This window comes from Citrobacter telavivensis (assembly GCF_041807075.1).
Classification (GTDB): Bacteria; Pseudomonadota; Gammaproteobacteria; order Enterobacterales; family Enterobacteriaceae; genus Citrobacter_A; species Citrobacter_A telavivensis.
Map to the genome: position 1 here is coordinate 423,499 of NZ_JBGUBF010000003.1, position 19,378 is coordinate 442,876.

15 protein-coding genes are annotated in these 19,378 nt (G+C 54.9%); 3 read left to right on the forward strand and 12 right to left on the reverse strand.

The window, feature by feature from the left end; genetic code table 11:
* Positions 1-46: 46 nt before the first annotated feature.
* The 6 genes from ACERJC_RS16650 to greB form a co-directional block, all read right to left on the reverse strand.
* Positions 47-997, reverse strand: coding sequence for an Rpn family recombination-promoting nuclease/putative transposase (locus ACERJC_RS16650; protein WP_152400297.1), 951 nt, complete (start codon positions 995-997; stop codon positions 47-49).
* A gap of 188 nt (positions 998-1,185) precedes the next feature.
* Entirely contained in the window at positions 1,186-1,422 is a 237-nt protein-coding gene (feoC, locus tag ACERJC_RS16655; protein WP_286631817.1) for a [Fe-S]-dependent transcriptional repressor FeoC, read from the reverse strand.
* 9 nt (positions 1,423-1,431) lie between these two features.
* Positions 1,432-3,753: a Fe(2+) transporter permease subunit FeoB gene (gene feoB / locus ACERJC_RS16660; RefSeq protein ID WP_371896273.1), complete on the reverse strand. Its 2,322-nt coding sequence runs from the start codon at positions 3,751-3,753 to the stop codon at positions 1,432-1,434.
* 18 nt (positions 3,754-3,771) lie between these two features.
* Positions 3,772-3,999, reverse strand: coding sequence for a ferrous iron transporter A (gene feoA, locus ACERJC_RS16665; RefSeq protein ID WP_162380549.1), 228 nt, complete (start codon positions 3,997-3,999; stop codon positions 3,772-3,774).
* Between the two features lie 375 nt (positions 4,000-4,374).
* On the reverse strand, positions 4,375-6,693 hold the full coding sequence (locus ACERJC_RS16670; RefSeq protein WP_373672098.1) for a Tex family protein: 2,319 nt from the start codon (positions 6,691-6,693) through the stop codon (positions 4,375-4,377).
* A gap of 98 nt (positions 6,694-6,791) precedes the next feature.
* Complete coding sequence (gene greB / locus ACERJC_RS16675) at positions 6,792-7,265, reverse strand: transcription elongation factor GreB (protein WP_152400289.1); 474 nt, start codon at positions 7,263-7,265, stop codon at positions 6,792-6,794.
* Between the two features lie 226 nt (positions 7,266-7,491).
* Here greB and ompR point away from each other — a divergent pair, with 226 nt between their 5' ends.
* Positions 7,492-8,211, forward strand: a complete 720-nt coding sequence (ompR, locus tag ACERJC_RS16680; protein ID WP_001157751.1) for an osmolarity response regulator transcription factor OmpR — start codon at positions 7,492-7,494, stop codon at positions 8,209-8,211.
* Positions 8,208-9,560: a two-component system sensor histidine kinase EnvZ gene (gene envZ, locus ACERJC_RS16685; RefSeq protein ID WP_152400287.1), complete on the forward strand. Its 1,353-nt coding sequence runs from the start codon at positions 8,208-8,210 to the stop codon at positions 9,558-9,560. The genes ompR and envZ overlap by 4 nt, the downstream gene beginning before the upstream one ends.
* 114 nt (positions 9,561-9,674) lie before the next feature.
* Here envZ and pckA read toward each other — a convergent pair whose 3' ends face one another.
* From pckA to igaA, 5 genes are all read right to left on the reverse strand, one after another.
* Positions 9,675-11,294, reverse strand: coding sequence for a phosphoenolpyruvate carboxykinase (ATP) (gene pckA, locus ACERJC_RS16690; RefSeq protein WP_152400285.1), 1,620 nt, complete (start codon positions 11,292-11,294; stop codon positions 9,675-9,677).
* A 373-nt stretch (positions 11,295-11,667) separates the two neighbouring features.
* Positions 11,668-12,546, reverse strand: coding sequence for an Hsp33 family molecular chaperone HslO (gene hslO, locus ACERJC_RS16695; protein ID WP_373672099.1), 879 nt, complete (start codon positions 12,544-12,546; stop codon positions 11,668-11,670).
* 24 nt (positions 12,547-12,570) lie between these two features.
* On the reverse strand, positions 12,571-12,972 hold the full coding sequence (gene hslR, locus ACERJC_RS16700) for a ribosome-associated heat shock protein Hsp15 (RefSeq protein WP_373672100.1): 402 nt from the start codon (positions 12,970-12,972) through the stop codon (positions 12,571-12,573).
* Positions 12,973-12,982: 10 nt separating this feature from the next.
* Complete coding sequence (yrfG, locus tag ACERJC_RS16705; protein WP_373672101.1) at positions 12,983-13,651, reverse strand: GMP/IMP nucleotidase; 669 nt, start codon at positions 13,649-13,651, stop codon at positions 12,983-12,985.
* A gap of 65 nt (positions 13,652-13,716) precedes the next feature.
* Entirely contained in the window at positions 13,717-15,849 is a 2,133-nt protein-coding gene (gene igaA / locus ACERJC_RS16710) for an intracellular growth attenuator protein IgaA (RefSeq protein ID WP_152400277.1), read from the reverse strand.
* Between the two features lie 324 nt (positions 15,850-16,173).
* On the opposite strand from igaA, the gene nudE reads away from it, so the two are divergent.
* Complete coding sequence (nudE, locus tag ACERJC_RS16715) at positions 16,174-16,734, forward strand: ADP compounds hydrolase NudE (protein WP_152400275.1); 561 nt, start codon at positions 16,174-16,176, stop codon at positions 16,732-16,734.
* An 88-nt stretch (positions 16,735-16,822) separates the two neighbouring features.
* Here nudE and mrcA read toward each other — a convergent pair whose 3' ends face one another.
* Positions 16,823-19,375 (reverse strand): peptidoglycan glycosyltransferase/peptidoglycan DD-transpeptidase MrcA, encoded by a 2,553-nt coding sequence (mrcA, locus tag ACERJC_RS16720; protein ID WP_286631810.1) that lies wholly within the window; start codon positions 19,373-19,375, stop codon positions 16,823-16,825.
* Between the last annotated feature and the right edge of the window lie 3 nt (positions 19,376-19,378).

Sequence of the window (19,378 nt, forward strand, 5' to 3'; positions counted from 1 at the left end):
CGCAATGAAAAACGCCCGGAAAGTGAACCCCTTGCCGGGCGTGCGATTAATGGTTCTGTGTGATCAAGTCATCGGCGGTAAGCCCGGTGATTCTGAGAATGGTCTGGCGGTCGATGCCATCAGTCAGCATGGTGGTAGCGATGCGCAGTGCTTCCTCGCGTTTACCCTGCTGCAAGCCCTTTTCCAGGCCTTCTTGTAATCCATTGATATGACCCTCCTGAAGACCATTACAATGTCCTTCCTGGCGTAATCTCTCGGCGATAGTCATCAAGCTCTCCTTGTGTTCGGGTAATCGTTCGGCCATGCCATGTATAAAATCGCGAAAGCGATCGGTGTCACCCGCCTGCAGCAGATAATTAAACAGGGCTTTCAGTTGGTTGTCATTAGCGTGCCCCGTAATAAGCAGCGTCGCCAGTTTTTCCACTAATCCCATTAAATCCCGCTTACGGATATGCTTTTGCACCAGTTCCAGTAGTGCCACACGACGATGTTGCATAATCTCGTCATCAGGAACGACGGTAATATCCACCAGTGGTAACGCTGCGCCATACAGTCGTCGTGCGGCTTCCGGGTCATCAAATTCGTCCAGCCAGCAGAGTGAAAAGGGGTAGGGGCTGACCGTACCGTGATAAAACAGCATAGGTATCACCAGGGGGAGCGTCTGGTGACCGGCATCCAGATGTCGTTGCATCGCCGCAATGGCGTAGCGCATGAGACGGAATGCCATATGCGGATCGGCGGTGCTCTGATGTTCAATGACGACGTAGATATACCCCTCTCCTTCGCGGGTTTTTAGTGACCACAGCACATCGCAATAGTACGCGCGCAACTCTTCCTCAATAAAACTCGTCGGTTCCAGTTTCAGCGTCTGCAGGTCGCAAAGCGCACGCAAGGAGGCAGGAAGGTGGAGTTGAAGAAAATCCTGCGCGGTCGCCGGGTGGCTCAAAAATGTTTTGAATATCGCATCGTGCGGTGTCGCGCTGGAGGCCGTATTCATGGCGATCCCTCACCGGAATAAAAGATGGCGTGACTCTATCTGGCAGGAGAGGAGAAAGCATCTCCCAGTTGTTAACGATGCGAACAAGGCAGGAGGAAATCGTTGTCTTGCTGAAAGTGATTTAGTGTTGTGGAACCCGGCACGCAAAATGCCGGATGGCGACGTTCACCGCGCCATCCGGCATAAACTTAACGCAGCGCCCACCATTCGCGCAGGCAGGCTTTGCCTTCCGGGCAACTTTTGCAGCTTCCGGAGAGACAGCCGTCAGGCTCTTCCTGAATCCGCATCGCTTTACCCATCGTCTCCAGTTGCTTGAGCATGGCGTCGATCATCGGCTGCGGCGTATGCAATGTATGGCTGATTTGCGCTGCCTCCATGCGTCCCCGTAAGGCCAGTAAATCGCGAACCTGAATTAGCGAAGCCATTGCGACACCCTAGTGGCAATCGCCGGTGGTCGCGCTGGCGCAGCAGTCGCTGGCATTTTTCCGCGTAGCCAACAGATTGACATTCACCCGGCTCCGCGCCCGACGCAGCAGACCCAGGACCACAACGTTAAACAGGACCACGGCCAGGATGCAGACCAGACTGTAGCGCGGGTGCTCGCTGTAGCTGGCAACCTGATAGAACACGGTTGACAGCGAGTAGGCGATGTTCAGGCCCCACAGAATGGAGAAACCCATCCAGCCACGGCTGGATTCACGGGCTATTGCCCCCATTACCGAGATGCACGGAACGTACAGCAGGACGAAAATCAGGTAGCTATAGGCCGCTGCCGCGCTGCCAAATTTCGCATCCATTACGCCCATTGCGCCGGTCGCCATTTCGCCGTCGCCTTTGCTGGCTTCGATAGGGTTCGCCAGCACGCTCAGGCTAAAGGTATCTTTCAGACTCTGCCAGGTTTCATCCAGCGCGCTCAGCAGTTCATTACCCAGATTAAATTCAGCCGGATTAAACTCCTCATCCTGAATATTTTCTGCGGTATAGAGCGTATTGAGCGTACCGACCACCACTTCTTTTGCCATCGCGCCCGTGAACAGCCCGACCGTTGCCTGCCAGTTGTCTTCGTGAACGCCAATCGGCTTGAAGATGGGCGTGATGACGCGGCTAACGGAGGCCAGCGCTGAATCGTTGATGTTATCGACAATCTTGCCGCTCAGCGAGAAGCTGTTAAACGCGCTCAGGAAGATGCTGACGATGACGATCACTTTACCCGCGCGCAGCACAAATCCTTTCAGGCGCTGCCAGGTCTGGATAATCAGACTCTTGATATGCGGGACGTGATAAACCGGAAGCTCCATGACAAACGGAGAGGCTTCGCCACGCATGATGGTGTGTTTGAGCATCAGACCGGTGAGTACCGCCATCACAATGCCCAGCACGTACAGCGAGAATACCGCCAGCGCGCCATTTTGCCCGAAGAAAGCCGCAGCAAACACGGCGAAAATCGCCAGTCGCGCACCACAGGACATAAACGGTGCCATCATGATTGTCATCAGACGCTCGCGTGGCGCATCCAGGGTGCGGGCTCCCATCACCGACGGTACGTTGCAGCCAAAGCCGACAATCAGCGGGACGAACGATTTACCCGGCAGCCCCAACGCCTGCATCAGACGGTCCATCACAAACGCCGCCCGCGCCATGTAGCCGGAGTCTTCGAGGAACGAGAGGAACAGGTACATCATGCCGATCTGCGGGACCAGCGGCAGAACGGTATTAATCCCGCCGCCAAGCCCTTGTGCGAGGAAGATGGTCAGCCAGTCCGGGAAGTGAAGGGTATAGCCGATCCACTGAATGCCGTGAATAAAGATCGCCACAGAGCCGGCATCAAAAATCGGGGCTAACGCGCCGCCAATGTTAATGGCGAGCAGGAACATCAGGTACATCACAAACAGGAAGATCGGCAGACCCAGAAAACGGTTGAGGATGATTTTGTCCACTGCCGTCGTAAAGCGGCTGGGCTCTGCCGTCAGGGTGTTGCTCACCACGTCGCAGATCGCCGCAATGCATTGGTAACGCGCATCGGCGATGTGCAGCGCCGGGTCGTCCATCTCATCGCTCAGATGCGCCAGAGAAATCTCCAGTTGCGCCGCAGCGTCACCGGCGTATGCCCGGCTGTAGATATCCCCTTCCAGCATTTGCAGACCGAGCCAGCGACGCTGTTGTGCTGGCATCTCTTTTGCCATTGCGTTCGCCAGTTTATCGGCCTCACGCAACAGCGGTCGGGCGTAATGTACCAGTTCGACGTTTTCATTTTCACTGTGGCGGTCAATCGCCAGCTTCAGCGCTTCGATACCGCGTCCGCGAGTGGAAACCAGCGGGACGACCGGGCAGCCAAGACGGGCTGAAAGGGCGTCGATATCAATCCGGATTTGTTGTTTTTCCGCGATGTCGAGCATGTTGAGTGCGACAATGCAGGGAATGCCCAACTCAAGCAGTTGCAGCGTCAGATAAAGGTTACGCTCAAGGTTTGAGGCATCCACCACGTTAATTAACAGGTCAGCGTCGCCGCTCAGAATGTAGTGGCAGGCAATCTGTTCATCCAGAGAGGTTTGCGAAGAGATGGTGGTGAGCGAATACGTGCCGGGCAGATCGACCAGCGTGACCTGATGATCCGTGGTTGAGAATTGTCCCTCTTTACGTTCCACGGTGACCCCGGCCCAGTTGCCTACGCGTTGTCGGGCGCCGGTCAGTTGGTTAAACAGAGTCGTCTTACCGGAATTTGGATTACCAATTAAACCAATGGTTAATTTTTTCATCGTTATAGACTCACTGTATTAACAGGAAACCGCTTCCACTTCTAATAATGCCAGGTCTTTTTTACGCAATACCAGGCTGACGCGACGCGTTTCAATATGAATGGGATCGCCTAAGGGGGCGACGCGGACCACGTTAAATGAGGAACCCGGAAGCATGCCGAGGGAAAGCAGTTTCTGACGGTATGCAGGACTTATTTCACGGGCAAAGCCGGTAATTTTCCACGCAGTATCTGGAGTAAATTGCATAAGAACCTACTTGTTTCTTGCTAACTGGATGTTTACCTCATGGGGCAAAGTGGTGCGGCATGAGACCAGATGATTAGCCAACGAAGGAAAGACTCAATATTCTACAATACAATGATAATGAGAATGGTTTTTATCTTCAACCGATTAAATGTGACGGAATGTTGGTTTGAATAATAATCTGCGCCATTTTTGATATGGCTCAAAAATAATAACCGCCAGGTGAAATGATTTGAATTCTTAATAAATTAACGTTGTTAATGTTTAATTAAGGTTTCATCTGTTAATGAGGTGAAAAATAGAGTGAGGTGGTGAGAGGGAACCGTGTAAATATGCCGGATACGGTGTTGCCACCGCCATCCGGCGCACAATTCAGACTTAACGTTTCTTACCCATTGCTGCCGCCAGCGCATCCATCATCGCGCTGTTGCCTGCGGGTTGCGCTTCACGACCACGCGGTTTTGCCGCTTTCGCTGCCGGACGGTCGTTTCCGCCGCCGCCGCGACGGGCATTGGTTTCACCCGGCTGTTCGTCCAGGCGCATCGTCAGGGCAATACGCTTGCGCTGCAGGTCAACTTCCAGCACTTTCACCTTCACAATATCGCCTGCTTTCACCACGGTGTGCGGATCGTCGACGAACTTGTTCGACAGCGATGAGATGTGGACCAGACCATCCTGGTGAACGCCGATATCCACAAACGCGCCAAAGTTGGTGACGTTGGTGACTGCGCCTTCGAGAATCATCCCCGGCTGCAGATCGTTCATGGTTTCCACTCCATCGGCAAACTGCGCGGTTTTGAACTCCGGACGCGGATCGCGCCCTGGTTTCTCCAGCTCTTTGATGATGTCGCTGACGGTCGGGACGCCAAACTTGTCGTCAGTAAAATCGACGGCTTTCAGATTGCGCAGTTCGCTGCTGTTGCCCATCAGGTCTTTCAGGGCCTGTTGAGTTGCCGCCAGAATACGCTCCACGACCGGATACGCTTCCGGGTGAACCGTGGAAGCATCCAGCGGATTATCACCGTGGTTAATGCGCAAGAAGCCCGCACACTGTTCGAAGGCTTTCGGCCCCAGACGGCTGACTTTCAGCAGTTGCTGACGATTCTGGAACTGACCGTTCTCATCGCGCCAGGCCACAATATTCTGTGCCATCATGCGGGTCAGACCGGCCACGCGGGTTAACAGCGGAACCGATGCCGTGTTCAGGTCGACGCCGACGGCGTTTACACAGTCTTCCACCACCGCATCCAGCTTACGGGCTAGCTGCGTCTGGCTGACATCATGCTGATACTGACCAACCCCGATCGATTTCGGATCGATTTTCACCAGCTCGGCGAGTGGATCCTGCAGGCGACGCGCAATGGAAACCGCGCCGCGCAGCGAGACGTCGAGGTCCGGGAACTCCAGGGCTGCCAGTTCAGACGCGGAATAGACTGACGCCCCGGCTTCGCTGACGATCACTTTCTGCGCTGTCACTTTCGGGAACTGTTTCTGTACGTCGAGGAAGAAGCGTTCGGTTTCGCGCGAGGCGGTGCCGTTACCAATCGCCACCAGTTCCACGTTGTACTTTTCGCATAGCGCCGCTACCACCACGGCCGCTTTCGCCGCCTGACCGGTGTGGGGATAGATGGTATCGGTGGCGACCAGCTTACCGGTGCCATCCACCACTGCGACCTTCACGCCGGTTCGCAGACCCGGATCGAGGCCCATGGTGGCGCGCAGACCCGCCGGTGCCGCCATCAGCAGGTCGTGCAGATTACGGGCGAATACGTTGATCGCTTCGTCTTCCGCGCGTTCGCGGACGGTTCCCATCAGCTCAGTTTCGAGGTGCATTAACACCTTGATGCGCCACGTCCAGCTCACCACGCCTTTACGCCAGCTGTCTGCCGGCGCGTTGTTCAGACGCAGGCCGAGGTGATCCATAATGATCTGTTCGCAGTGGCTCTCTTTCGGCGGCTCATCAAACTGCGGATCGGCATTCAGCGAAAGCTGCAACACGCCTTCATTACGACCCCGGAACATCGCCAGCGCGCGGTGAGAAGGCACGGATGCGATCGGCTCGTGATGATCGAAGTAGTCGCGGAATTTCGCGCCTTCTTCTTCCTTGCCGCCGATCACGCTGGCAACCAGATGGGCATTTTTCCACAGATAGTCACGTACCTTCGCCAGCAACGCGGCGTCTTCGGCAAAGCGCTCCATCAGGATATAGCGCGCGCCATCGAGCGCGGCTTTCCTGTCAGCGACACCTTTTCCGGCATCGATATACTTCGCCGCTTCGGTTTCCGGATCGTGTGAGGGGGCGTTCCACAGCAGGTCGGCCAGCGGTTCCAGACCGGCTTCAATCGCTATCTGCCCACGGGTACGGCGTTTGGGTTTATACGGGAGATAAAGGTCTTCGAGTTCGGTCTTACTTAACGTGCCGTTGATGGCGTTGGCCAGCTCATCGGTCAGTTTGCCTTGCTCGGAAATGGACTTGAGAATAGCCTGACGGCGTTCTTCCAGTTCACGCAAATAGCCCAGTCGGGTCTCCAGATTACGCAGTTGCGTATCGTCCAGGCCGCCGGTGATTTCCTTACGGTAACGTGCGATAAACGGCACGGTGTTCCCTTCGTCAAGCAGGCGAACGGCTGCGGTGACCTGGTCGGCCCGGGCCTGAATTTCACCCGCAATAATGCGGCAGAAAGAATCATTCATCATGGATTGGCTTCATCTACTGAGTAAAAAATCAGGGAACAGTTATACGGATTGACGGGCAAAAACGCCAGTCATAGAGCGGGGCTTCGGATTGTTCCTGCTCATTTTACGTATTCGATCGCATTCACATACCAGCTCGCTTCCCCACCAGGCGTGTTGACCACCGCGAGATCGCCGACCTCTTTTTTCAGTAGCGCGCGCGCCATAGGTGAATCGATGGAGATATAATCTTTGCGACCGAAAATTTCATCGTAGCCGACAATCCGAAAGCGGCGGATGTCGCCATCGTCATTTTCGATCTCGACCCATGCGCCGAAAAACACTTTGCCTTCCTGCTGCGGGGAGTAATCGACAATCTTCAAATTCTCCATGCATTTGGTCAGATAGCGGACGCGCCTGTCGATCTCACGTAGCCGCTTTTTATTATACTGGTAGTCAGCATTCTCGCTGCGGTCACCCAGACTTGCCGCCCAGGTCACCTTCTTAGTGACTTCCGGGCGTTCTTCACGCCAGAGGTAATTGAGCTCGCTTTTGAGTTTTTCGTACCCTTCCCGGGTGATCAGAGGCGTTTTCATCTTATTGATTACCTTTAAGTCTGTGACGATGCGCACAATTCGTATTACGTCACCCTGCTAACAGAATAAATAATGTGCCGCGCGTTTCATTGTATACTTAAGCTGCTGTTAAATATGCTTTGTAACAATTTAGCCTGGAATTCATACCAGAATTTGCTGGTGGCGAACGTAAGCTTTTTTAAGAATACATACCTTCAATTGTTGCGAACCTTTGGGAGTACAAACAATGCAAGAGAACTATAAAATTCTGGTGGTCGATGACGACATGCGCCTGCGCGCGCTGCTGGAGCGTTATCTGACCGAGCAGGGCTTCCAGGTTCGAAGCGTCGCTAACGCCGAGCAAATGGATCGTCTGCTAACCCGTGAATCTTTCCACCTTATGGTACTGGATCTGATGCTGCCGGGTGAAGATGGGCTGTCTATTTGCCGCCGTCTGCGCAGCCAGAGTAACCCGATGCCGATCATCATGGTCACGGCGAAAGGGGAAGAAGTTGACCGCATTGTCGGCCTGGAAATCGGCGCTGATGACTATATCCCGAAACCGTTTAACCCACGCGAACTGCTGGCGCGTATTCGCGCGGTGCTGCGTCGTCAGGCGAACGAGCTGCCTGGCGCACCTTCTCAGGAAGAGGCCGTCATTGCTTTTGGTAAGTTCAAACTGAACCTGGGTACTCGCGAAATGTTCCGCGAAGACGAGCCGATGCCGCTCACCAGCGGTGAGTTTGCCGTGCTGAAAGCGTTGGTAAGCCACCCACGTGAGCCGCTGTCCCGTGACAAGCTGATGAACCTGGCGCGTGGCCGCGAGTATTCCGCGATGGAACGTTCCATCGACGTACAGATTTCCCGTCTGCGCCGTATGGTCGAAGAAGATCCCGCGCATCCGCGTTACATTCAGACCGTATGGGGTCTGGGCTACGTCTTCGTACCGGACGGTTCTAAAGCATGAGGCGAATGCGCTTCTCGCCACGAAGTTCATTTGCCCGCACGCTGTTGCTCATCGTCACTTTGCTGTTTGTCAGCCTGGTGACGACCTATCTGGTGGTGCTGAACTTTGCGATTCTGCCGAGTCTCCAGCAGTTTAATAAGGTCCTGGCCTACGAAGTGCGTATGCTGATGACCGATAAACTGCAACTGGAGGACGGCACGCAACTGGTGGTGCCTCCCGCTTTTCGTCGGGAAATTTACCGTGAACTGGGGATTTCTCTCTATTCCAACGAAGCCGCTGAAGAGGCAGGACTGCGTTGGGCGCAACACTATGAATTCTTAAGCCATCAGATGGCGCAGCAGTTGGGCGGCCCGACGGAAGTGCGCGTAGAGGTCAACAAAAGCTCGCCGGTTGTCTGGCTGAAAACCTGGCTGTCACCCAATATTTGGGTACGCGTTCCGTTAACGGAAATTCATCAGGGCGACTTCTCCCCGCTGTTCCGCTATACGCTGGCTATCATGCTTCTGGCGATAGGGGGGGCGTGGCTGTTTATTCGTATACAAAACCGACCCCTTGTGGATCTTGAGCATGCTGCCCTACAGGTAGGGAAAGGCATTATTCCGCCGCCGCTGCGTGAGTATGGCGCGTCTGAGGTGCGCTCGGTGACCCGTGCCTTCAACCATATGGCGGCCGGAGTGAAGCAGCTAGCGGATGACCGAACGCTGCTGATGGCGGGGGTCAGTCACGATCTCCGCACGCCGCTGACGCGTATTCGTCTGGCGACGGAGATGATGGGCGAACAGGATGGTTATCTGGCGGAGTCCATCAACAAAGATATTGAAGAGTGCAACGCGATCATTGAGCAGTTCATCGACTATCTGCGTACCGGACAGGAGATGCCGATGGAGATGGCCGATCTCAACGCTGTGCTGGGTGAAGTGGTGGCGGCAGAAAGCGGCTATGAACGTGAAATTGATACGGCGCTACAGCCGGGCAGCATTCAGGTGAAAATGCACCCGCTGTCCATCAAGCGTGCGGTAGCCAACATGGTGGTTAACGCGGCGCGTTATGGCAACGGATGGATCAAAGTCAGCAGCGGGACAGAACCTCATCGGGCCTGGTTCCAGGTGGAAGATGACGGCCCCGGCATTAAGCCTGAGCAGCGTAAACACCTGTTCCAGCCGTTTGTGCGCGGCGACAGCGCGCGCAGCACCAGCGGTACCGGTTTAGGGCTGGCGATTGTGCAGCGTATCATTGATAACCATAACGGCATGCTGGAAATTGGTACCAGTGAGCGGGGCGGGCTCTCCATTCGCGCCTGGCTACCCGTTCCTGTGATCCGCGTCCAGGGGACGACTAAAGAGGCGTAAAAAAGGGAGGCGAAATGCCTCCCTTTGTTTTTCTGAATCGCCTGATGGCGCTGCGCTTATCAGGCCTACGTTTGTGTTGTGCCAGGCCTTATGCCGCCATCCGGCTCATTCGACTTACAGCTTCGGTCCGGCGCTTACCAGCGCTTCACCTGCTGGCGTATCCGTGTATTTCTCGAAGTTCTCGATGAACAGTTTCGCCAGGGCGGTGGCTTTTTCCTGCCACTGTTCAGGAGAGCCGTAGGTGTTACGCGGGTCGAGGATATGGGTATCCACACCCGGCAACTCGGTCGGGATCGCCAGATCAAACATCGGCAGGTTGAAGGTTTCCGCATCGTCCAGAGAACCGTTCAGGATGGCATCGATAATGGCGCGGGTATCTTTGATGGAGATACGTTTGCCCGTACCGTTCCAGCCGGTGTTGACCAGATAAGCCTGTGCGCCTGCGGCCTGCATGCGTTTCACCAGGACTTCAGCATACTGCGTTGGGTGCAGCGACAGGAATGCCGCGCCAAAGCAGGCGGAGAAGGTTGGCGTCGGCTCGGTGACACCGCGCTCAGTACCGGCCAGTTTGGCCGTGAAGCCAGACAGGAAGTGGTACTGCGTCTGGTTGGCTGTCAGGCGAGAAACCGGCGGCAGCACGCCAAAGGCATCAGCGGTCAGGAAGATCACCTTCGTGGCATGACCGGCTTTGGAAATCGGCTTAACGATGTTTTCGATGTGGTAGATCGGATAGGAAACGCGGGTATTCTCGGTTTTCGAACCGTCGTCAAAATCGATAGTCCCATCGTCGCGAACGGTGACGTTTTCTAACAGCGCATCACGGCGGATAGCGTTGTAGATTTCCGGTTCCGCTTCTTTCGACAACTTGATCGTTTTAGCGTAGCAGCCGCCTTCAAAGTTGAACACGCCGTCATCGTCCCAACCGTGCTCGTCATCGCCGATCAGACGACGTTTCGGGTCGGTGGAGAGGGTGGTTTTTCCGGTGCCGGAAAGACCGAAGAACACGGCAACGTCGCCTTTCTCACCCACGTTGGCGGAACAGTGCATCGATGCAATGCCCTTCAACGGCAGCAGATAGTTCATCACCGAGAACATGCCTTTCTTCATTTCGCCGCCGTACCAGGTACCACCAATCAACTGGATACGTTCGGTCAGGTTGAAGGCGACAAAGTTCTCAGAGTTCAGACCCTGCTCTTTCCACTGTGGGTTTGTGCATTTCGCGCCGTTCATCACGATAAAGTCAGGTTCAAAACCTTCCAGTTCGTCATCGCTCGGGCGAATAAACATGTTCTTCACGAAATGAGCCTGCCACGCCACTTCAGTAATGAAGCGGACAGAAAGGCGGGTGTCGGCGTTTGCGCCACAGAAAGCATCAACGATAAACAGACGTTTACCGGAAAGTTGTTTGGTCACTAGCCCTTTCAGGTGCTGCCAGGTTTCCTGGGACAGCGGTTTGTTGTCGTTCTTGCCTTTTCCTTTGTCGGACCACCACAGCGTGTCACGCGTGGTGTCATCACGAACAATGTACTTATCCTTCGGCGAACGTCCGGTGAAAATACCGGTATCAACTGCAACGGCGCCCAGGTTCGTCAACACACCGCGCTCGTAACCTTCCAGGCTTGGGTCTAGCTCTTCCTGGTAAAGGGTTTCATAGCTTGGGTTGTAAACGATATCCTGAACGTCGCTGATACCATAAGCCTTGAGATCTTGCGGGGTTAATCGTTTCACGCGCATATCACTGCTCCTTAGCCAATATGTATTACCTGAAATAATAAGGTTTTTGTTGGGGTGTTAACCGCGACAAGGCTCATAGATTTACTTATCTGGACAAAATCACGATTGACTGAAAACGCTGTGACTCCAGTCACGAAGCGGGGCTTATTATGGCAGGAATGACTTTTTAGTTGTGTAAAATGTTCTTAAAAGGTTAAAAATTAGTATTTTTCACGGAGATGTTGTGAGTGTAATCGCATTCATGTGGAAAATTAACAAAACGCTTACATGTAGAATATCGATTCACCACGAAAGAAAATTTTAGCAAAAAGTGCGGAATATAGTGCGGACGGTCGGAGACGCATCGCGTCGTCCGACCGGTTCAGGATATCGATCAGTGGACCTGCGGATCGGCAGGGGAGGCGTTATTGCGGATCTCGGCAATATCCATGGCGTTGAACAGGTAGTGGCTCCCGCAGTAGTCGCAATGCATATCGATTTCGCCTTCTTCCGCCAGAATGCTGTCTACCTCTTCGTCCGGCAGCGTTTTTAGCGCGCCGGCACAGCGCTCGCGTGAGCAGGTGCATTTGAACGCAACGTTCTGCGGATCGTAAAGGGTGACCTCTTCTTCGTGATACAGACGCCACAGCACCTCGTTGGCCGGCAGGGTCAGCAACTCTTCAGACTTGATGGTTTCGGTCAGCGTAGCCAGATGAGTAAAGTCATCCGCCTGCGTATCCTGCGCCGGCATTACCTGCAGCAGCATCCCGCCCGCAGCGGCTTTCCCGTCGACTTCGCCAGTGCGAATAAACAGACGGGTCGGCAACTGCTCAGAGCGCATGAAGTAATCTTCCAGACATGCCGCCAGCGTATCGCTTTCCAGTCCGACAACGCCCTGATAACGTTCGCCCTCTTCCGGCGTAATGGTAATCACCAGATAACCATTGCCGACCAGGGTTTTCAGGTCTGCATCTTCCGGGATATCGCCCTGGACGCGCGCTACGCCGCGCATCTGCTGATTGTTGTTGCCGTTGATCACCGCAAGGCTCAACGGACCATCGCCCTGGAGCTGAACGGTAATGTCACCGGCGAACTTCAGCGTTGCCGTGAGCAGGCTGGTGGCGACCAGCAACTCAGCCAGCACAGTTTTCACTGGCTGCGGATACGTATGGTTTTCGAGGATCTGTTGCAGGGTTTCCGATACGGTTACCAGTTCGCCACGCACGGCAAAGTTTTCAAACAGATAGCGGTGTAATTGGTCATCTTGCGGCATAATCATCTCTCTTGCGGGTGACAGTTACTCACTGTCGCCGTGTTTAAATCGTAACAGGTCGCGGCGTTCTTTTTTGTCCGGTCGCCTGTCCGGGTGCGGCATGGTCAGGGCGTTAAGCTTACGTGCCAGCGCCATTTTTTCGCGTTTTGCTACGCTTTCCGTCGTCTCTTCATACAAAGTGACGGCTTCGCTGGCCGGGCGACGCTGCTCGGCGATCGCTTTGATCACCACCGTTCGCTCGTCATTGCCCTGACGCAGCGTTAGCGTGGCGTTCAGTTCGACTATCTTGCTCGGCTTACTGCGCTGTCCGTTGTAGTGAACTTTCCCGCCGTCCACCATTTCGCGGGCCAGCGCGCGGGTTTTATAAAACCGCGCAGCCCACAGCCATTTATCCAGTCTGACCTCAACAGAGGGCTTTTCTTTCATGGCGTCTCCTTCACATCAGTGAGGGGATCAGTCGACGGTAGTCATTCAGTGACGGATGGCGCGCATACTGTTTTTCCGCAACGCCAGAGTCGGGGTTAGTCACGCCGAGGCAATAACGAATACCAAACTTCGCGGCAGCGTCGAGAATGGGTTCGCTATCGTCAATAAACAGCGTTTTTTCTGCACTCATTCCCGTCTCTTCCGCCACGGCGCGCCATAACTGCTGATCCTCTTTGGGATATCCAAATGTGTGGGTAGAAAGTAATAAATCAAGGTGTGAACCCAGACCGGTATGCTCCAGCTTCACGGCCAGATTATGCGGATGCGCGTTAGTCAACAAAATCCGCCGTTTACCGCAGGCTTTCAGCGCATCTAAAAAGGGGACTGTATCATCACGCAACACGGCACGCGGCCCCATTGCGGTGGTCATCGCGCAGATATCCAGGCCCAGACGGTCGCTCCAGTAATCAAGACAGTACCAGTTTAGCGTATGCTGCACGGCATGATATTCCTGACGGATGCGTTCCTGCGCTTCCTGTGGCGAGATCCCGTTCTGTGCCCCATAGGTTTCAGGCACCAGTTTTTGCCAGAAGTAGTTATCAAACGCCAGGTCGAGCAGCGTGCCGTCCATGTCTAACAGAACGGTATCCACGTTCTGCCAGGCAATATCAATATGCATGGGAACTCTCCAGAATAAAACGCGATGCGGCACAGGGTAGCACACCCGGTGCCGCAGACATGTTATCAGATGAGGCTTTCCGGAGAGCTGATGAGCTTCGGATTCAGGCAGCTTTCATAGTACTGCTGAATCTCCATCAGGCGGGTGCGATGGCGCTGATAGCGGCGGAATGCCTGTACGCCATTATAGAGTGCGCAGGCCAGCATCGTCAGCATCAGCAGCGTGGTGCCGAGGTAACGCCACAAACCGGAACGATCGGGAATGCGATGCAGGCCGATATGCTGCGTGCCATTGGCGTCAGTATAAATATTGGTGACAATCCCTTCGGCGCTAAACGGCGTGTTCATCAGCATTTGCGCCAGTCGCTGGAAGGCACTCCACTGCTCCTGCGCCGGGTAGTCATACAGCGATACGGTCGGCCAGGGTTGATCGACCAGATCGCTACCTTCATCGCTGACGATCAGGAATCCGCCAGGGGCGGGGCTGTTCAACGACTGGGCGGCGCGGGCCGTTTCGCGGGTAATAAAGGGCGCGGTCGAGGTGGTGACCAGGTTGTCGAGCGATTCTGCGCTGACAGGACGCAACAGAACGTTAACGCCGTCCAGTTTGCCTGCGTTGGCTCGTTTCACCAGCGCGCTCCAGTCTTTGCTGTTTCCCAGGTTGACCAGCGCATTTTTGAGGCGCACGCATTCATCTTCTGCCGCGCACAAATCAGCGGTTTTCAGGACGATATCGCCAAAGTCATCTAACAACACCATGCCTGACTTCTGAATGGCTGAACGCAAGGCCGCACTGACGCGGGAGTCATCTTCCGGCTTTGGATGCAACTGACGGTTAACGGCCTGCGAGAGCGCGGTGGCTTTATTCACCAGATCGGATTCCGGCAACGGCAGCGCGGGGGCGTCATTCCAGATGATTTGCGAGCAGTCAAACGGCATAAACGGTGAGTTGGTTTGTGCGCTCCAGGTGCCCTGCGCATGAATATTACACATGCCAGTACCGCGAAGGTTCAGGGTGTCGCCGACGCGCACACCTGATTGTTCGAGCTGTTTTACGCTGGTCGCTTCGATAGTCTGCGCACCCTTCATCCATGACAGCGTGAACTTAATCGGCATATCGAGCGGGATCCAGAACAGCAGCATGACAAGCACCAGCAGTGAACCACCGGCGATAATGGTGCTGCGCACCCAGTGTTGCAGCGGGAAGTTTCTCACCTCGTCATGCAGGGATAAAAACCGCCCCTGCCGCACGACGTGGCGATCGAGATAAATATCAATATCCGTTTGCTGACCGAGATCCTGCGCAATGTAAGGCTGCCAGTGAGTTGGATAAACCAGGTCGATAATCCCCAGCGAGATATTGTTTATCTGCTCCTGGTCATTTTCGCCAAACAGTCCCCAGCGGCGCGGCGTTCCACGCAGACAGTGAATTTCGCGCAGCGCCGTTTTCGACGGCGGAGCGAATAGGCCCCACAATCCTGCCGCCAGCAACAGTACGGCTCCGCCCACCATCCATGGCACAAAGACGTCCGGCGTGACCAGACAGAAAAAGAACAACAGGAAGGCGGCGACTATCAGCAGCGCTTCGCGAAAACCGGCCGGGCGGCTGAGTGCGTACTCTTCATGCGTCTCCTGACGAATATTCAGCAGTTCAATCTGCTCGCTTTCTTCACCGCGAATCGACGCCTGTGTGGACGTGGTGGGCTGCAGCGCATAACCGCGCGCTTCCTGCATATACTCTTGCAGGGAGTGACCATTCAGCGAGATAACCAGCGGCAGCGTGTCGGTGTGGATCAGTTCAACGTTGTTTTCATCGTTAATGTACTGTTCCCAGAAAGGCGGCAGGTGAACCTCAACGGAATCGAGGTAGTAGCGCCATTTATTGGGATCGTCCGTAGTGATGCCGTAGCGGGTGATCGAGTGGGTCAGAATGATGACGCTATTGCTTTCAGCATTCAGCGTCAGGGAAACAGGCGCTGCGCTGGCACCCGTTGGACCGGGTACCCGCTGGATTTGGCTCAGGCTATCAAGATAATTTTCAACGGCACTGCGTTCTTCAGGCGTGAGCTTGCGCGTCGCCGCCTCTGAGAAGGCGTTCGTCCACGGCAGTTTTCGCCGCCTGGCCCGGACGTTAAGTCGCCACCAGGCCAGCAATGCGCAGGCCAGCAACGCCGCTAAAAAAATCAGAATGGTGCTCATGCTTTCCCCATCTTACTTAATCTGTCAGGCGTGGTCAGTCGCACCCTGTCACAATAAACGTGATTCCGTGGTTGGCTATCGGCAAGCATGGAGTTGAACTTGAGCATTTTTCAGCGCATCCCAGTGAGTGCTGATGATAGCAAAATCTGCAAAAACGGAATATCAGCAAATTCCTGGACCTATTTCAACCTATTGACTTTTAATTTGAAACAGGAATTATATTTTTATTAGGTTACATAAATGTAAATAACTGGCAATTCACATTGCCGAAACCGTGTTGCGTACCGCACAATAACAACAGATTTCACGGCATAGATTCTCACGATGAGCAAATCATTACAAAAACCCACCATTCTGAACGTCGAAACGGTTGCGCAGTCGCGGCTATTTAGCGTTGAAAGCGTGGACCTCGAATTCAGCAACGGTGTGCGTCGCGTTTATGAACGAATGCGTCCTTCTACCCGTGAAGCAGTAATGATTGTCCCGATTGTAGACGATCATATGATCCTGATTCGTGAATACGCAGTGGGGACGGAGTCCTATGAGCTGGGCTTTTCCAAAGGGTTGATTGACCCCGGTGAAAGCGTGTTTGAAGCGGCGAACCGGGAACTGAAAGAAGAGGTCGGTTTTGGGGCAAACGATCTGACCTTTTTGAAAAAACTCAGCATGGCGCCATCTTACTTCTCCAGCAAGATGAACATCGTGGTGGCGGAAGACCTTTATCCCGAGTCGCTGGAAGGCGATGAGCCAGAGCCGCTGCCACAGGTGCGCTGGCCGCTGGCGCATCTGATGGATCTGTTGGAAGACCCCGATTTCACCGAAGCGCGAAACGTGAGCGCATTGTTCCTCGTGCGCGAATGGTTGAAAGGGCAGGGGCGGTTGTAGGGCAAATAGCGGTGTAGGCAGGATAAGGCGTAGCCGCCATCCGGCGATAATACCAGCAGTAAAAAAGGCGCCTTAGCGCCTTTTTTATTTAGAACAACTCGTGTGTCTCACCACCGTCAGTGATGGTCGTCCCCACCTCATGCACCGCCTGCTGTGTCGGCTGCGTGCCTTCGATGAAATATTCTGCACGGCTGTTACCGCCGTTCGCCAGTTGCCCGGTACTGCGATCGATATTGACCGTGACGATACCTGGTGGTGGCGTCAGCGGCTCTTCAGGAACCCCTTCCAGCACCGCTTTCATGTAGGCATCCCATGCGGGTTGTGCACTCTTCGCGCCACCTTCGTAACCGGAGATCTGATCTTTGATCGCGCCAGAGGCGGTGGTGCGTCCCAGGTCACGGCGGTGGTCGTCAAATCCAATCCACACGGAGGTGACCACCCCCGGGCCGTAGCCGGAGAACCAGGCGTCTTTCGAGCTGTTGGTCGTCCCGGTTTTACCGCCGATATCGTGGCGATTCAGATCGCGGCCCGCACGCCAACCGGTGCCCATCCAGCCAGGTTCGCCGAAGATGTTGGTGTTCAACGCACTCTTAATCAGGAAGGCCAGCGGCGTGTTGATCACATGCGGTGCATACTCTTGTGCCCCGGTCTGCGCCACTAACGCCTGATTTGCCTGCTCCAGCTTGGGCATTGGCACGGCGGCGTTTTGCTGTTCACCAGAGATAGCGACATCTTCCACATTGCTGTTTTCCAGCACGTTGGATTTCTGCGTATCACCGTAAATCACCGGAATATCGCATTCCGGACAAGCAATTTTCGGCTTCGCTTCGAAAATCACACCGTTCTGGTCCGTTTCAATCTTGCTGATGAAATACGGGTCGACCAGGAAGCCGCCGTTCGACATCACCGCATAACCGCGCGCCACCTGCAGCGGGGTAAAGGATGCAGAGCCCAGCGCCAGGGATTCGGTATGTACAATGTTTTGTGCCGGGAAGCCAAACCGTTGCAGATATTCCGCCGCGTAGTCCACGCCCATTGCGCGCATGGCGCGTACCATCACCACGTTTTTCGATTCACCCAGCCCCTGACGTAAACGAATCGGGCCTGCGTACTGCGGTGGTGAGTTCTTCGGACGCCAGTCGGAACCGGCACCGGCATCCCAGCGGGAGATAGGCACGTCGTTCAACATACTCGCCAGCGTCAGACCTTTATCCATCGCGGCGGTGTAGAGGAACGGCTTAATGTTAGAACCGACCTGACGCAGTGCCTGGGTGGCACGGTTGAACTTGCTCTGGTTAAAGTCAAAGCCACCGACCAGCGCCAGCACGGCCCCGTTTTTCGGATTGATAGAGACCAGCGCGGAGTTCACATCCGGAACCTGCGCCAGCCACCAGGCTTCGCCCATCTTGCGCACCCAGATCTGCTGACCAGTCTGCACCGCGTCGGTTACTTTACGTGGCGTCGGCCCCTGCTGGGTATCTGAGCGATAAGGACGCGCCCAACGAATGCCATCCATCCGCAGAGAGACCGAGGTGCCATCTGCCAGCGTCGCCGTCGCTTCCTGCGGGTTTGCACTGGTGATCACCGCAGGCAGCAGCGGCCCGTAGGTTGGCAGCGCTTTCAGCGTGTCGGTGATTTTCTTACTGTCCCACGCGGTTTCACCTACTTTCCACAGTACGTTGGCCGGGCCGCGATAGCCGTGGCGCATGTCGTAGTCCAGTACGTTATTGCGTACCGCCTGTTGCGCGGCCTGCTGCACCTTGCGGGTAATGGTGGTGTAAATGCGATAACCATCTTCATAGGCGTTTTCGCCGTAACGGCTGTACATCTCCTGGCGCACCATTTCTGACAGATACGGGGCGGAGAAGGCGATTTCTGGCGCATGATAGTTGGCGTCGATCGGCTCATTACGTGCCTGATCGTACTGCGCCTGGGTGATGTACCCTTCGCTCAGCATACGCGATAGCACCACGTTGCGGCGCGCGGTCGCGCGGTCCATCGAATAGAGCGGGTTAAAGGTGGAAGGCGCTTTCGGCAAACCGGCAATCACGGCGATTTCACCCAGATCAAGCTGGTCGACGGATTTACCGAAATAGACCTGCGCCGCCGCACCGACGCCATAGGCGCGGTAACCGAGATAGATCTTGTTCAGATAGAGTTCGAGGATCTCATCTTTGCTCAGCAGTTGCTCAATGCGGATCGCCAGGAACACTTCCTTAATCTTACGCATCAGCGTGCGTTCGGGGCTAAGGAAGAAGTTTCTCGCAAGCTGCTGGGTGATGGTACTCGCCCCCTGAGAGGCGTGGCCGGAGAACAGCGCGACGCTGGCCGCACGGAAAATCCCCACCGGGTCAACGCCGTGGTGCTCATAGAAGCGACTGTCTTCTGTGGCGATAAAGGCTTTGACCATTTCCGGCGGGATCTGACTGAGCGTCACCGGAATACGACGTTTCTCACCATATTGCGCGATGAGCTCGCCATCTGCGCTGTAAACCTGCATCGGGATCTGCAAACGCACATCTTTAAGCGTCGCGACGTCAGGTAACTGTGGCTCAATATAGCGATAGAGGCCATAAATCGAGCCTGCTCCCAGCAGGATGCAACATACTGCAAGGATCAATAAATACTTTACGAACTTCACCGG

Excerpts from the sequence above, each read along its gene's own strand:
- ACERJC_RS16670 (WP_373672098.1), bottom strand. The coding sequence starts at position 6,693 with ATGATGAATGATTCTTTCTGCCGCATTATTGCGGGTGAAATTCAGGCC.
- hslO (WP_373672099.1), bottom strand. The coding sequence starts at position 12,546 with ATGCCGCAAGATGACCAATTACACCGCTATCTGTTTGAAAACTTTGCC.
- ACERJC_RS16650 (WP_152400297.1), bottom strand. The coding sequence starts at position 997 with ATGAATACGGCCTCCAGCGCGACACCGCACGATGCGATATTCAAAACA.
- feoB (WP_371896273.1), bottom strand. The coding sequence starts at position 3,753 with ATGAAAAAATTAACCATTGGTTTAATTGGTAATCCAAATTCCGGTAAG.
- yrfG (WP_373672101.1), bottom strand. The coding sequence starts at position 13,651 with ATGCATATTGATATTGCCTGGCAGAACGTGGATACCGTTCTGTTAGAC.
- feoA (WP_162380549.1), bottom strand. The coding sequence starts at position 3,999 with ATGCAATTTACTCCAGATACTGCGTGGAAAATTACCGGCTTTGCCCGT.
- nudE (WP_152400275.1), top strand. The coding sequence starts at position 16,174 with ATGAGCAAATCATTACAAAAACCCACCATTCTGAACGTCGAAACGGTT.
- greB (WP_152400289.1), bottom strand. The coding sequence starts at position 7,265 with ATGAAAACGCCTCTGATCACCCGGGAAGGGTACGAAAAACTCAAAAGC.
- pckA (WP_152400285.1), bottom strand. The coding sequence starts at position 11,294 with ATGCGCGTGAAACGATTAACCCCGCAAGATCTCAAGGCTTATGGTATC.
- ompR (WP_001157751.1), top strand. The coding sequence starts at position 7,492 with ATGCAAGAGAACTATAAAATTCTGGTGGTCGATGACGACATGCGCCTG.
- hslR (WP_373672100.1), bottom strand. The coding sequence starts at position 12,972 with ATGAAAGAAAAGCCCTCTGTTGAGGTCAGACTGGATAAATGGCTGTGG.
- envZ (WP_152400287.1), top strand. The coding sequence starts at position 8,208 with ATGAGGCGAATGCGCTTCTCGCCACGAAGTTCATTTGCCCGCACGCTG.
- feoC (WP_286631817.1), bottom strand. The coding sequence starts at position 1,422 with ATGGCTTCGCTAATTCAGGTTCGCGATTTACTGGCCTTACGGGGACGC.
- igaA (WP_152400277.1), bottom strand. The coding sequence starts at position 15,849 with ATGAGCACCATTCTGATTTTTTTAGCGGCGTTGCTGGCCTGCGCATTG.